This window comes from Klebsiella sp. Q2 (genome assembly GCF_009900705.1).
Taxonomy (GTDB): domain Bacteria; phylum Pseudomonadota; class Gammaproteobacteria; order Enterobacterales; family Enterobacteriaceae; genus Klebsiella; species Klebsiella quasipneumoniae.
This window is the reverse complement of record NZ_JAAABE010000003.1, coordinates 571,634-585,987: the sequence shown is the minus strand read 5'-3', so window position 1 is coordinate 585,987 and position 14,354 is coordinate 571,634. Positions and strand designations below refer to the sequence as shown.

13 protein-coding genes are annotated in these 14,354 nt (G+C 58.9%); 9 read left to right on the top strand and 4 right to left on the bottom strand.

The genetic code is table 11. The features are described 5' to 3' along the window. Nucleotides 1–38: 38 nt before the first annotated feature. The 4 genes from GT756_RS14570 to GT756_RS14555 form a co-directional block, all read right to left on the bottom strand. Entirely contained in the window at nt 39–1,439 is a 1,401-nt protein-coding gene (locus tag GT756_RS14570) for a glycoside hydrolase family 1 protein (RefSeq protein ID WP_048325496.1), read from the bottom strand. A 51-nt stretch (nt 1,440–1,490) separates the two neighbouring features. Next, nucleotides 1,491–3,683, bottom strand: a complete 2,193-nt coding sequence (locus GT756_RS14565) for a CBM35 domain-containing protein (RefSeq protein WP_043520719.1) — start codon at nt 3,681–3,683, stop codon at nt 1,491–1,493. A 12-nt stretch (nt 3,684–3,695) separates the two neighbouring features. Then, the gene (locus tag GT756_RS14560; protein ID WP_160124864.1) at nt 3,696–5,033 is read right to left on the bottom strand and encodes a carbohydrate porin; all 1,338 of its coding nucleotides are present in this window, start codon (nt 5,031–5,033) and stop codon (nt 3,696–3,698) included. Nucleotides 5,034–5,295: 262 nt separating this feature from the next. Next, entirely contained in the window at nt 5,296–6,567 is a 1,272-nt protein-coding gene (locus tag GT756_RS14555; RefSeq protein WP_160124863.1) for a PTS sugar transporter subunit IIC, read from the bottom strand. Nucleotides 6,568–6,744: 177 nt separating this feature from the next. On the opposite strand from GT756_RS14555, the gene GT756_RS14550 reads away from it, so the two are divergent. The 9 genes from GT756_RS14550 to GT756_RS14510 all read left to right on the top strand — a co-directional run bounded on the left by GT756_RS14550 (nt 6,745) and on the right by GT756_RS14510 (nt 14,322). Then, nucleotides 6,745–7,059, top strand: coding sequence for a PTS sugar transporter subunit IIB (locus GT756_RS14550; RefSeq protein ID WP_002914979.1), 315 nt, complete (start codon nt 6,745–6,747; stop codon nt 7,057–7,059). Between the two features lie 9 nt (nt 7,060–7,068). After that, nucleotides 7,069–8,391, top strand: coding sequence for a PTS sugar transporter subunit IIC (locus tag GT756_RS14545; RefSeq protein WP_004205635.1), 1,323 nt, complete (start codon nt 7,069–7,071; stop codon nt 8,389–8,391). A 23-nt stretch (nt 8,392–8,414) separates the two neighbouring features. After that, nucleotides 8,415–8,729, top strand: a complete 315-nt coding sequence (locus tag GT756_RS14540; RefSeq protein WP_048325500.1) for a PTS lactose/cellobiose transporter subunit IIA — start codon at nt 8,415–8,417, stop codon at nt 8,727–8,729. 50 nt (nt 8,730–8,779) lie between these two features. Then, nucleotides 8,780–9,694, top strand: a complete 915-nt coding sequence (locus GT756_RS14535; protein WP_004205634.1) for an ROK family protein — start codon at nt 8,780–8,782, stop codon at nt 9,692–9,694. A 56-nt stretch (nt 9,695–9,750) separates the two neighbouring features. Next, a complete protein-coding gene (locus GT756_RS14530) occupies nt 9,751–10,713 on the top strand; it encodes a LacI family DNA-binding transcriptional regulator (protein ID WP_004205633.1) in 963 nt (320 codons plus the stop codon). Nucleotides 10,714–10,893: 180 nt separating this feature from the next. Then, on the top strand, nt 10,894–11,811 hold the full coding sequence (locus GT756_RS14525) for a metal ABC transporter substrate-binding protein (protein ID WP_004205632.1): 918 nt from the start codon (nt 10,894–10,896) through the stop codon (nt 11,809–11,811). Next, nucleotides 11,808–12,629: a manganese/iron ABC transporter ATP-binding protein gene (locus tag GT756_RS14520; RefSeq protein WP_023318999.1), complete on the top strand. Its 822-nt coding sequence runs from the start codon at nt 11,808–11,810 to the stop codon at nt 12,627–12,629. Before GT756_RS14525 ends, GT756_RS14520 begins: the two co-directional genes overlap by 4 nt. Beyond that, nucleotides 12,626–13,474, top strand: coding sequence for an iron/manganese ABC transporter permease subunit SitC (sitC, locus tag GT756_RS14515; RefSeq protein ID WP_032456515.1), 849 nt, complete (start codon nt 12,626–12,628; stop codon nt 13,472–13,474). Before GT756_RS14520 ends, sitC begins: the two co-directional genes overlap by 4 nt. Beyond that, complete coding sequence (locus GT756_RS14510) at nt 13,468–14,322, top strand: metal ABC transporter permease (RefSeq protein ID WP_109938203.1); 855 nt, start codon at nt 13,468–13,470, stop codon at nt 14,320–14,322. The genes sitC and GT756_RS14510 overlap by 7 nt, the downstream gene beginning before the upstream one ends. Nucleotides 14,323–14,354: the final 32 nt, after the last annotated feature.

Here is a 14,354-nt window from a genome sequence, read left to right as displayed (position 1 = left end):
CTTTGCGCGCCGCCAGGAGGGAGCGCTGGCGCAGCGCGCTATTTGTCGCGGGTAAAACCGTTGCTGGTCGCCAGTTCGGCAAACCACAGCGCATTGCGTTTTATCTGTCGCTCGCCGGTATCCAGATCCAGTCGCCAGAAGCCGTAGCGCCGTTTGAAGGCATTGATCCACGACCAGTTGTCGATAAACGTCCACTGATGCACGCCAAAGCAGTTCGCGCCGTCGGCAATAGCGCGGTGCAGCTGCACCAGATGCTCTTCCATCAGTTGAATGCGGAAAGTATCGTCTATGACCCCGTCCGCCCCGGGCTCTCCCTCTGATTGTCGATCCATCGCGATACCGATTTCCGCGAGATACCACTTAATATTGCCGTAGTTTTCACGAATATTGGCGGCAATGTCGTAAATAGCCTGCGGCAGGATCTCGTTGTTATCACGATAGGGGTTAAAGCGGCCCTGCGGGTTCACCGCGTTTTCGAAATAGTATTCCGGGGTGAAATAATCGAGGTCATATTCGCTCTCACGCGCTTTTACCCGCCGCGGCACGTAATAGTTCACCCCAAGAAAATCGATCTCCGCGCTGAGGATCAACGCCACGTCGTCTTTGCTGGTCGTCGGCAGGCAGTCGTGGGCGGCGAGGATCTCGCACAGCGCTTTAGGGAATTCATGTTTTACCAGCGGGTCAAGGAAGCTGCGGTTAAAAAACAGGTCGGCATACCAGGCGGCCTTTTTATCCGCGTCGCTGTCGGTGAGCGTATAGCTCGGAGTCAGGTTGAGCACCACGCCGATCTCGCCCGCCAGCGCCAGTTCACGATAAGCCGTTACCGCTTTGGCATGCGCCAGCATAATGTTAAACGCCACCTGCGCCGCCAGACGGCCATCTTTCTTACACGGATAGTGGAAGTCGTACAGGTAGCCTCCCTCAACCGGTACAATCGGCTCGTTGAAGGTTATCCAGTATTTAACCTTATGGCCAAACAGGTTAAAGGCGGTGCGGGCAAAGCGGGCAAACAGCTCTGCTACGTGCGCCGATTCAAAGCCACCGTACTGTTTCTGCAGCACCTCCGGCATATCAAAATGGTAGAGATTGATCATCGGCTCAATGCCGTTGGCGATCATCTCATCAAGATAGGCGTGATAAAAACGCACCGCGTCCGGGTCCGGCGCGCCGGTTTCAAAATCCGCGATCAGTCGTGACCACTGAATCGAGGTTCGAAACGAGTTGAAGCCGGTCTGTTTCATCAGCGCCACGTCCTGCGGATACTGATGATAAGTATCACACACGGTTTGCGGCCCTACCTGTTGATAAAATCGCTCCGGCTGTTCAGCAAACCAGCTGTCCCAGATGGAACGATGGCGCTTATTGGTGACCCCTTCCGTTTGCGGGCCGGACGCCGCCGCCCCCCACAGAAACCCTTGCGGAAACTGATACTGCTGCATAACCTCTCCTTTCGAAAAAAGGCTGCGCCCGTCTGGCGCAGCCTGAGCGTACTACTCCGCGACCACTTCGATCGATTTAATAAACATATAGCCCCAGTCGCCGGCGAAGCGGCCGAAGTCAACCTGATTGCTCCCCGCTTTCAGCGTTACGGGTATCCGCAGCTGCTGGCCCTGCTCATCCGTCTGCGGGAAGGCCACGGCCTGCGGAGCGCCCCCGTTGACGACAAAGGAGTTCTGCTTGCCGCCCCATTTGCCGTTGAAGGTTACGTTGAGCTGGAACTGACCGCTCCACGGCGCCTGCACCTGCCAGCTGATCTTATCCCCCTCGCTGGCAAATGGGCCGAGAAAACCGTCCTCGCCAACTGCCAGCGCGTCTTTATCACTCTTCATTACCGTCAGGCGCCCCTCAGCCACGCCATAGACTTTGCCGTGATAACGACAGAAATCCGCCGGCGCCTTCCCCGTCGCCTCGCCCACCGTCACGGTCACGGTTTTGCTGCTTTTCAGCAGCCCATCGTCGGCAGTGAACGTCAGCGCATAGGTGCCTGGCGCCGTGAACCAGGCCCGGGTTTGCGGCCGATCGGCATGGCAGAAATGTACCTGTCCGTCGCCGGCGTGCTGCCAGCCCACTTTCACCTCTCGCGACGGCAGGCCATCGTCCTGCCAGTTGGCCGTAAGCTCGACGCCCTGATCCTGAGTGGTAGTTAAGGCGGGTTCCAGCGTGATAGCCGGCGGCTGATTCACCTCACTATGCTTCACGCTAATCACATTGGAAGGGGCAGAACGACCGCTCTCGTTTTTCGCCGTCACCCGGTAGTAGTACGTCCGCCCGAGCTGAAGCTGACGATAATCGTCGCGGAACAGAACCATGGTTTCCGGGTTCCATTCGTTAACGCCATCGGATATATCCCGGCCCACCACCGTCCACGGCCCGGTCGGCGAGCCAGCGCGTTCGACATCGTAGCTACGTCCTACCGCGGCACCCATCCAGTTGATCGCGAAGGGCGAGGTGGTCTCGCGCAGCAGAGGCGCGTCCGGCTTCGGCAGCGGCGCCATCCTCTGCTGTCCGGCCATCTGCGCTGCGGCGGTGCGCACCAGATCGACCACCGCCTGCTCCTGGTTCGCTTCGCCTTCTTTTGCAAACCCCGGCAGGTGGTAGCTGTAGTGTCCGGTCGACTCCTTATGCCAGTAGAAGCCGCCGTCGTGACGATGGCCGCGGAAGCCCCAGATAAGCCCCCCGGCGGCTTGCGCCCCGTTGACCTCGCTGTGAACAATCGACTGCATAATGGCGTTCAGCTGATCCGCCGGCAGCAAGCCAAACTCGCCGACGAGATAGACTTTTTGCCCGCCGACGGCGCGTAGATCCTGCGTCACCTGCCCGGGATGGTTATTATCGGCGTTGGTGTAATAGTGATTGCTGACGATATCCACATTGGGGTCAGTCAACGCAAAAGAATTGATTTTCTTATAGGTGCCATCCATCACCAGCTGGTTGGGAGCCCACTTTTTAATCCACGCCGCGGTCTGCTGCAGAAAATCGGCATTGGTATCCTCCAGCTCGTTACCGGTCTCCCAGGCCATGATCGCCTTCTCATCAAAATAGGCGCGGCCGGTGACGGTATTTGTCCGAGTGATGACCTGACGGATCACATCCAGATAGGCTTTGAAGGTCTTGCTATCGGTACGATAAAAGTCTTCCGCTTTTTCGTGGTAGAACGCCGCCAGCTGCTCGCGCCCGCCCCACCACCACCAGTGGTCGATAAAGGGCAGGATCAGTCGCAATCCCTGTTTATCCGCTTCGGCAATCATGTTGTCATACACCCGCATGGCTTTCTCATTCAGCCGCGGCATGCCGTCCGCCGTTTCCGGCGCGAGAATATGGGTCTCGCGGCCGCAGGCCTTGTCAAACTCCTGCTGCACCGACAGCACGTAGACGCGCTGGGCTTTTGCCCCGGTTTGCACCATCGCCTGGATCCAGTTTTGCTGCTCCTGGGCCGTCGGCCATTTAAAGTATTGCCCCCAGCCGCGCGGGTCTGCCCTGCAGGGGCCGCGGGCGTCGTCTTCAATGCGGTGCAGCTCCGGCGCGTGGATCCCGGCGAAGCGAAACACCTTATCGCCATCCTTGAGAGCGGCGCCGTCGCGAGTGATAAAGTGTTCAAAATGCGAGCGCTCGGCGGCCAGCGCCCCGCCGGCCCCCAGCGCGGACAGCAGCCCCATTAGCAGCAGGTTTTTCATCGGCTTCATCGCTGTCTCTCCTTAGAACCAGACTTCGGCCTGTACGCCGAAGTTAACGGTGTCGGTTGAGCCACTGCGGGAATAACCGCCGGCGGTGATGGTATTGGTATCCCAGTTGTAGTTGCCGTCCAGCGCATCGGAGACACCTTTGTCCCACTTCGCGTAGGTGACGAAGAAACGCAGCTGCGGGCGCGCCCAGAAGCCGGAGTCAAAGGTCAGCGTTGGCGCAACGGTGACTTTGGTCAGGCCGCCTTTGCCTTTGCCGTTAACCCCTTTGTAGTTTTTGTCATCCAGGTATTCGTAGCCCAGCTCGTACTGCATGGCAAAGTTGCGGGTGATCTGATGATAGGGGCGGATACCGGCGGCCCACATCGAGCGTCCCCAGCCATTGTCATCTTCCGTCCACCAGCGGTAGTTTTTATCCTTCTGCCAGAAGGCGAAGGTGGAGATTTCCAGATCGCCCATCGAGGCCACGCTATCCAGCACCACCCGCCAGGACTGGGTGTTTTCCAGATTGGCCCAGCCCCAGCCGTTTTTACCCAGCGAGTCGCCCGCCGCCAGCCCTTTGCCGTACTGCAATGCGAGGCGGGAGTACCCCCCGGTGAGGCCATAGAAACCGTCAAAGTTATAAATACCGGTCACGCCATAGCCCTTTTCGGCGGAAGTCGGATGCTTTTCGTTACGGTTCATGTGGTGGCCGATCAGCTCCAGATCGAAGCCTGTCCCGGCGATCTTTTTCAGCCACAGGTTGAGGGAGTAATCATCCGGGTAGCCCTGATCTCCCTTATCCACCGGGTAGGCTTTGGTTTCATCGGTGGGCGAAAAGGCGTAGACCCCGGCGTCGAAGCGGGCGAAGCCCAGATCCATGTTATCGAAGCCGCCGCCGGTGCCATTGTATTGAATGTACTCCCAGTCAAACTGATGGCTGGAAGTGTTGGAGCTGCTGTAGCGCTTACCGGCCCAGAAGGTCATCTCCGGCGCAAAATCCAGATTGCTCAGCTCGGCGAACCCTTCACGAAACTGCACATCATGGCCATCGTCATCCTGACAGTTCCAGTCGGAGGTGCATTTCGACTGGTGAGTGAGGTTGGCCTGCACTTTCGCCACCACGCCGCTGTCCGCCGTCAGCGTTACGGTGGGGATCAATTCAATCTTGGTGTCTTCTTCGTTGCCCAGTCGCCACTTGCCGTCCGGCATCAGGCCGACGGAGTCCGCGCGGTTGCCATCAGAATTGGCAAGGATCCCGGAGCGAATATAGCCATGCAGCGCAAAATCATACTTCGGATCGGCGCAGGCCAGGCTGCTGGTCCCGGCCAGCGAGAGGAGAGCCAGAGGTATTGAGTGTTTCAGCTTTATCATTATTTTTTTCCCACGTTATGTTTGTTAACACGAACCGATAACGGAGGGGAAATTTACGGATCAAAAATGGAAATGTACATCCACCAATGGAAAGCGCTTTCCATAATTGCCTATCTGGTTCACAAAATTCGCTCTGCGACGAAAATATTCGTGAGACTGATCACATAAAATAACAAGAATACCGCCGGAAGCCGGCAGCAGAGCGGAAGAAAGAGAAAGTGAACAGGTGCCGTCGGGGGAGAAGCCGCCGACGGCGAGGGGATCAGCGCTCGGTTTCCGCGAGCTGGCGTTCGTAAACTTTGAAGAAGGGGCGATAAAGCATCCAGGCGTTAAACATCGCGAACAGGCTCATGCACAAATTTTTCCAGCTGCCGTTCGCCGACCATGCCGCCCCCAGCGGAGAAGGCATCGACCAGGGTAGCATCGCCACCGCGCGATCGAGGATGCCCAGCTGAGTAAAATACCATGCAATACAGGCATTTATCAGCGGAACAAAGAGAAACGGCAGTAAAAAAACCGGGTTCATGATCACCGGAAAACCAAACAGTATCGGCTCGTTGATATTAAACAGCGACGGCAGCAGGCCAATTTTGGCCACGCTTTTCAGCTGCCGTGAGCGGCTGCGCATCGCCATCAATACCAGCGGCAGAGTGGAGCCGATACCGCCGATCAGCAGGTAAAAATCCCAGAATCCCTGCAGATAAATATGCGGCAGCGTTGGCGAACCCGCCGCCAAAGCCTGCTGATTTTCAAACAGATAGGTCATCCAGAAGGGGTTCATAATCCCGGTGATAATCAGCGCGCCGTGGATACCGATAAACCAGAGTAAGTTACAGATAAACAAAGAGATAAGTACCGCCATCAACGTGTCGGACGCCAGCACCAGCGGCCGCACCGCTTCGCTGATTAGCTCCGGTACGATACGCCCGGTGGTCTGCAGCAGTATGGCATTCATCACGCTTATCGACAGCATCACCACCAGCAGCGGGATCAGCAGTTGAAAGCCATTGCGAGTCATCAGCGGCACTTCATCAGGCAGGCGGATACACCAACCTTTTTTGTAGAAAAAACGAATGATTTCAATGGAATAGGCACTGGATATCAGGGCGGTAAATATCCCCATGCCGCCGAGATAAACGTTGCTCACCGCAGTCTCGCGAAAGCCGATAAACAGCAGAAAAGCCAGACACCCGGTTAAACCACAGAGCCGTTCCGGCAGACGGTACTGCTTGGCGAGACTGGCGCTGGCGCCGAAAGCGACAATCAGCGCCACCAGGCCAATGGTTAGCTGAAAGGTCGGCAGCAGGATAGGCCGCAGCAGCAAATAGACCTGGCCGAAACGCGAGGCGCCGTCGATGGAAACGGGCGGAAACAAAATGGGAACCAACAGGCTGCCAACAATCACAAATGGCATCGCCAGCGCAAAGCTATCGCGCATCGCCGTAATGTGGTTGTTGCGCGTCAGAACATTCGCCAGCGGCGCCAGCCGCTGCTCGATGATGTCCACGGCCACATTCATTAACTGAATGTTCATACTCCTACCTTTGCGAATGATTGTCTCGCCGGGATGATCGCCCACAACACCGGAAAGTGAAAGCCTGCCATAGGTGATCATGGTCACAATAAATAAATCCATAAACGGAAAGCGCTTTCCGCAATGCATCCATTTTGACTATAGTCCGCACATCCAACCTCATCAGGAGCGGTACTTATGAAAAAAATTATGTTGTGTTGTTCGGCAGGCATGTCCACCAGCCTGCTGATGAAAAAAATGATTGCGGAAGCCGAACAGCGGGGCCTGCCGGTAGAGATCAACGCCTATGGCGTAGCAGAGTTCGCCGAACAGGTTGGCCATTATCAGGTGGTGCTGCTGGGGCCGCAGGTGAAATACATGCAGCAGGATTTGCAAAAGCAGGCGGATAAATACGGTATCCGCGTCGAACCCATCAATATGATGGACTACGGCATGCAAAAAGGCGCCGCAGTCCTTGATTTCGCCCTTTCCCTCATCGAAAACAAGAACTAAGGAAAGATCATGAGCTCTCTGTACGCTAAATTGATCGATGTGATCGAACGGCAGATCACGCCTATGGCGGGGGCGATCGGCCAGCAAAAATACGTTACCTCCATCCGCGACGGTTTTATTACCGCCCTGCCCTTTATGATCGTCGGCTCGTTTTTGCTGGTGTTTATCTTCCCGCCGTTTTCTCCGGATACGACGTGGGGCTTTGCCCGCGCCTGGCTGCAATTTTCGCTCGATCATCGCGAGGCGCTGATGCTGCCGTTCAACTTCAGCATGGGGGTGATGACCCTGTTTATCGCCGTCGGGATCGCCGCCAGCCTCGCCAAGCACCATCACCTGGACTCATTGACCGCCGGGATGCTGTCGCTGATGTCGTTTCTGCTGGTCGCCGCGCCGCTGAAAGATGGCCAGATCTCTACTGCCTACTTCTCCGGCCAGGGGATCTTTACCGCCATTCTGGTGGCTATCTATTCCACCGAGCTGTACGCCTTCCTCAAGCGACATAACATCACCATTCGCCTGCCGCCGGAAGTGCCTGCCGGGGTAGCGCGCTCGTTCGAGATCCTGATCCCGGTGCTGGCGATCATTCTGACGCTACATCCGCTGAACCTGTTTATCGAGGCCCAGCTGGGGATGATCATTCCGGAAGCGATCATGTCGCTGGTGAAACCGCTGGTCGCAGCTTCCGATACGCTGCCGGCGATCCTGCTGTCAGTGCTGGTCTGTCAGGTACTGTGGTTCGCCGGGATCCACGGCGCGCTGATCGTCACCGGGATCATGAACCCGTTCTGGATGGCCAACCTGTCGGTCAATCAGGCGGCGATGGCCGCTGGCACCGCTATCCCGCACATCTATGTCCAGGGCTTCTGGGATCACTATCTGCTGATCGGCGGCGTCGGCTCAACCCTGCCGCTGGCGCTGATGCTGCTGCGCAGCAAGGCCGTGCATCTGCGGACGATTGGCCGGATGGGCGTGGTGCCGGGCGTATTTAACATCAACGAACCGATTCTGTTCGGCGCGCCGATCATCATGAACCCGCTGTTCTTCCTGCCGTTCGTGCTGGTGCCGATGGTCAACGCGACCCTGGCGTACTTTGCGCTGAAGCTGGACCTGGTCAGCCGCGTAGTGTCGATGACGCCGTGGACGACGCCGGCCCCTATCGGCGCCTCGTGGGCGGCGAACTGGAGCTTTAGCCCGGTGATCCTGTGCCTTATTTGTATGGCCACCGCCATGGTGATGTACCTGCCATTTCTCAAAGCTTACGAAAAACAGCTGCTGGCCCAGGAGCGTGAAAACGCCGTCGACCAGGCTGATAACGCGGCGCAAACCGCTTAACGCTAACGATTCAGAGGATAATCATGGAATTAGAAGAACAGGTGATGGGGATCATCATCAACGCCGGCCAGTCCCGTAGCCTGTGTTACGAAGCGCTGCACGCCGCTAAAGCGGGTGATTTCGCCACCGCCGACGCCAAAATGCAGGAAGCGACGCACTATTCCCGCGAAGCTCACCTTGTGCAGACCCAGCTTATCGAAGCTGACGAAGGCGAGGGAAAAACCAAAATGACGCTGGTGATGGTCCATGCTCAGGATCACCTGATGACCTCCATTCTGGCGAAAGAGCTGATTGCCGAACTGATTGCGATTTACCGCGCGCAACCGCTTCACGCCTAGCGCCTTGCCCGGCCAGACGTGCTGGCCGGGTCTGATTCCCCGAGGTCACTATGTTACATCTTGGAATAGATATTGGCGGCACCAAAATGGAGGCCGTACTGCTGGATCCCGCAGGCGAATGCGTCCAGCGCCTGCGTCGGCCAACCCACAAAGAGAGCTATGACGCCTTTATGCGTCAACTGCTGACCCTGATTGCCGATATGCGCGCGGTCAGCCCGCAGCCGTTCACTCTGGGGATCGGCCTGCCCGGGGCTATCGATCCGCAAAGCGGACGCATTAAAAACTGCAACTGCCTGGTGCTCAACGGCCACGATCTGCGCCGGGATATCATGCAGCAGCTTGGCCAACCGGTGTGGATGGCAAACGATGCCGACTGCTTCACCCTTTCCGAGGCGGTCGATGGCGCCGGCGCCGGCGCCACCACCGTCTTCGGGGTGATTATCGGTACCGGCTGCGGCGGCGGGATCGCCGTTCATCAACAGCTGCTCAGCGGCCCCAACGCTATCGCCGGAGAGTGGGGACATAATCCGCTGCCGGGCTATACTCCTGAGCGCGATGGCCCGCCGCAGCCCTGCTACTGCGGCAAAACGAACTGCATCGAAAGCTTTGTTTCCGGCACCGGCTTCGCCCGCCGCTACGGGGAACAAGCGCGTGCGGAAGCCATTGTCGCCGCAGCGCAAAACGGCGATCCGCACGCGCTGGCCCACTGGCGTCATTTTATCGACGCCTTTGCCCGCAGCCTGGCGTCAGTGATCAACATTCTCGACCCGCAGGTGATTGTGCTGGGCGGCGGTTTGTCCAACGTCAGCCAGATCTATCGCGATCTGCCTGCCGCCATCGTGCCGTGGATCTTCTCCGACAGCTGCCGCACGCAGATCAAACCGGCCCGCTTCGGCGACGCCAGCGGCGTGCGCGGCGCGGCCTGGCTGCCCCGGTTGCCCGGCGCCGCGGACGGGCCTCGGTAGACACTTTTTTCAGCAGGTATGTTAAGCTAGGCGAAAATGTCCAGACAGAAAAAGCCATGCCAACGATTGATGATGTTTCAAGATTAGCGAATGTCTCAAGAGCGACGGTTTCCCGCGTGCTGACCGGCACCCGGGGCGTGCGCGAAGAGAGCCGGGAAGCTGTGCTGCGGGCCGTTGAAGAACTCAACTATCGCCCGAGCTTTGCCGCGCAAAACCTCGCCAGTCAGACATCCAGCCACGTTGGCCTGGTGATTTCCGCGCAGGACGAGAGCCACGGCGCGCGTCTGTTGCCGCTCCTCTCGCAGGCGCTGAAAGGGCTGAATAAAAGCCTGCTGGTCCAGTACGTCAGCGACCCGGTAGAGCAGGCGGCGGCGATCGACGATCTGCAGCGCCAGTGCGTGGCGGTGGTGGTGCTGGGCGCCGTTGCCGCCGACGCGCCGCGCAACGTTATCGCCTTTGACCGCTTCGGCGTCGCTGGAAGCAACAGCCAGGGCTATGACTTCGCCTTCGCCACCGAAAGCGCCTGCCGCTATGTGATTGGCAAGGGACACCGCAACATCGCCCTGCTGGTGGACAGCGATAGCGACGATGCCAGCCGACAGATGCTGGAAGGCTACCGCAACGTCCTGCAGAACTACTCCATTCCTTTTAACCGCCAGCTGGTGCTGACGGCCAACGATGATGTCGAGCAGGCGCTGCTGACCTTAATTAACAGCTTCAGTAAATACTCAGTCATTATCGTTAAACGCGACCGCTACGCGGCTGAAGCAATGCGCCTGCTGCGCGAATTCACCATCGCCGTCCCGCAGGAGGTCTCCCTGCTGAGCCTTGAGGATTCCCCCCTCGCCTCGCTGCTCTATCCGCCGCTGACCTGCATCTCATGGCCACTGGAGGCGCTGCTGGATAACTGTATTCAGCGTATTCGCAGCCTGATAGACGACCGGCCAACGTTCACCGCCGAGGGCCGCTCGCTGGCCGGCCGCCTGATCCCGCGCCAGTCGGTCGCCGATATCTCTTGATCTCCGCCCGGTTCGCGCCGGGCCAACCTTGCCTCCCCTTTCTCGCGCTTTCGTTTCCCGGCTCATTATTATCCCCCGCACGCAAATAAGAATTATTTTCATTTATAAATAGCTTGTGCTATATAACATAGCAATGGCTATAAACGCTGAGAAATTAACCACACCATTGCGAGGGATCCTATGCTGCATCTGACACCGCTGAAATCATTGCTGCTGGCCAGCGCGCTGGCCCTGCTGGCCGCGGCGCCGGCCTCGGCGCAGGAGAAATTCAGGGTTATCACCACCTTCACGGTTATCGCCGATATGGCGCAGAACGTGGCCGGCGATGCCGCCGTCGTCAGCTCCATCACCAAACCGGGCGCGGAGATCCACGACTACCAGCCCACCCCCGGCGATATCAAACGCGCGCAGGGGGCGCAGCTGATCCTCAGCAATGGTCTCAATCTCGAACGGTGGTTTGCCCGCTTTTATCAGCACTTGCAGGGCGTCCCGGAGGTGGTGGTCAGCGAGGGGATCCAGCCGATGGGCATCAGCGCGGGCCCCTATAGCGGGAAGCCCAATCCCCATGCCTGGATGTCGGCAGATAACGCCCTGATCTATGTCGATAATATTCGCGACGCGCTGGTGAAATACGATCCGCCTCACGCCGACACCTATCGCCGCAACGCCGAGGCCTACAAAGAGAAGATCCGCCAGACGATGGCGCCGCTGCAGGCCAGACTGGCGCAGCTGCCGGAGGATAAGCGCTGGCTGGTCACCAGCGAGGGAGCCTTCTCCTATCTGGCCCGCGACTATGGCCTGCGCGAACTGTATCTGTGGCCGATTAACGCCGACCAGCAGGGTACCCCGCAACAGGTGCGCAAGGTTATCGACACCATGAAGAGAGAACAGATCCCGACCATCTTCAGCGAAAGCACCATCTCCGATAAACCGGCGCGTCAGGTGGCGCGCGAAGCCGGCGCCCACTACGGCGGCGTGCTGTATGTCGATTCGCTGAGCGCCGCCGACGGCCCGGTGCCGACCTGGCTCGACCTGCTGCGCGTCACCACCGAAACCATCGTCAACGGTATCCAGGACGGGATGAGGAAACAGCCATGAATACAGCGCAAGCGGGTCTGTATGTCGACCAGCTCACCGTTACCTGGCGCAACGGCCACACCGCCCTGCGCGACGCCTCGTTCAGCGTACCACGCGGCGCCATTGCCGCGCTGGTGGGGGTTAACGGCTCGGGTAAATCCACGCTGTTTAAAGCGCTGATGGGCTTTGTGCGCATCGGTCACGGCGAGATCGCCATACTCGGCCAGCCGGTCAATCGCGCGCTGCGCCAGAATCTGGTCGCCTATGTCCCGCAGTCGGAAGAGGTGGACTGGTCCTTCCCGGTGCTGGTGGAGGATGTGGTGATGATGGGCCGCTACGGCCATATGGGCTGGCTGCGGCGGGCAAAGCCGCGCGATCGCGAAATCGTCGATGCCGCGCTGGCCCGCGTGGGCATGAGCGAGTACCGCCATCGGCAAATTGGCGAGCTCTCCGGTGGGCAGAAAAAGCGCGTCTTCCTTGCCCGCGCCATCGCTCAGCAGGGTCAGGTGATCCTGCTGGATGAGCCTTTTACCGGCGTCGATGTGCAGACCGAAGCGCGGATCATCAGCCTGCTGCGCGAGCTACGCGATGAGGGCTGCACCATGCTGGTCTCCACCCATAACCTCGGGTCCGTAAGTGAGTTTTGCGATTATACGGTGATGGTAAAAGGCACCGTGCTGGCCAGCGGCCCGACAGAAACCACCTTCACCGCCGAGAATCTGGAGCGGGCTTTCAGCGGCGTGCTGCGCCACGTCGCCCTCACCGGCGCGGAAGCGCAGATTATCACCGATGACGAGCGGCCGTTTATCAGCCGGCGCGCGGCGGGAGGACCACGATGAGCTGGCTGCTGGAGCCGTTTGGCTATCACTATATGCTCAATGCGATGTGGGTATCGGCGCTGGTGGGCGGCGTCTGCGCCTTTCTCTCCTGCTACCTGATGCTCAAAGGCTGGTCGCTGATTGGCGACGCCCTTTCCCACTCGATTGTGCCCGGCGTCGCCGGGGCCTATATGCTCGGCCTGCCGTTTGCCCTCGGCGCGTTTCTCTCCGGCGGCCTGGCGGCGGGCAGTATGCTGTTTTTGCAGCAGCGATCGCGGCTAAAAGAGGATGCGATTATCGGCCTGATCTTCTCCTCCTTCTTCGGTATCGGGCTGTTTATGGTGTCGCTGAACCCGACGTCGGTGAATATCCAGACCATTATCCTCGGCAATATTCTGGCCATCGCCCCGGAGGATATTATCCAGCTGGCGGCGATCGGCTTTATCTCGATGGCGATCCTGCTGCTGAAGTGGAAAGATCTGATGGTGACCTTCTTCGATGAAAACCACGCCCGCTCGATTGGTCTGAACACCCGCGGCCTGAAGCTGCTGTTCTTTACCCTGCTGGCGGCCTGCACCGTAGCGGCGCTGCAGACCGTCGGCGCCTTTCTGGTCATCTGCCTGGTGGTCACTCCCGGGGCCACCGCCTGGCTGTTAACCGACCGCTTCCCGCGCCTGCTGGCCATCGCCGTCGCCATCGGCAGCCTGACCAGCTTCTTCGGCGCCTGGCTCAGCTTCTATCTCGACGGCGCCACCGGCGGCATTATCGTGGTGGCGCAAACGCTGCTGTTCCTCATCACCTTTATCTTTGCGCCGAAGCATGGCCTGCTGGCCAACCGCCGCCGCGCCAGGGAGGCTGCATGCTGAATCTGTTCCTGGCTCCGTTTCAGTTTCCATTTATGGTCAACGCGATAACGGTATCGATGGTCGTCGCCGTGCCCTGCGCGCTGCTGTCGGTCTTTCTGGTGCTTAAAGGCTGGGCGCTGATGGGCGACGCCATGAGCCACGCGGTCTTTCCCGGCGTGGTGCTGGCCTACATTATCGGCATCCCCTTCGCCATCGGCGCGTTTATCGCCGGGCTGCTGTGCGCCGTAACGACCGGTTTTCTTGACGATAACAGCCGCCTCAAACGCGATACCATTATGGGAATTGTCTTCTCCGGTATGTTTGGCGCCGGGCTGGTGCTGTACGTAGCGATCCAGTCCGACGTCCATCTCGACCATATTCTGTTCGGCGATATGCTGGGGATCTCCCTCAGCGATATTGGACAAACGGCGGCTATCGCGCTGGTGATTGCGCTGATTATCGGGCTGAAATGGCGGGATTTTTTGCTACACGCCTTCGATCCGACGCAGGCCAAAGCCAGCGGCCTGCGCGTGGGGCTGCTGCACTACGGCCTGCTGTGCATGATCGCCCTGACCATCGTCGCGACGCTGCAGTCGGTAGGGATTATTCTGTCGATTTCGCTGCTGATTGCCCCCGGGGCGATCGCGCTCCTGCTGGTACGGCGCTTTATCCACGCCCTGCTGCTGGCGGTGGCAGTGGCGGTCTGCTGCTCGGCGGGAGGGGTGTGGCTGGCGTTTTATCTCGATAGCGCGCCGGCGCCGACTATCGTGGTGCTGTTCACCGCGCTGTTTGTGGTCGCCTTTGTGGCAAGCACGATCCGGGATAGCCGGAAACAGAAAACTTCAGCAACCATCCCCGGCGGCGGCTAACGCCTTACCGGGGCTACAAAAAACGCGAGTTG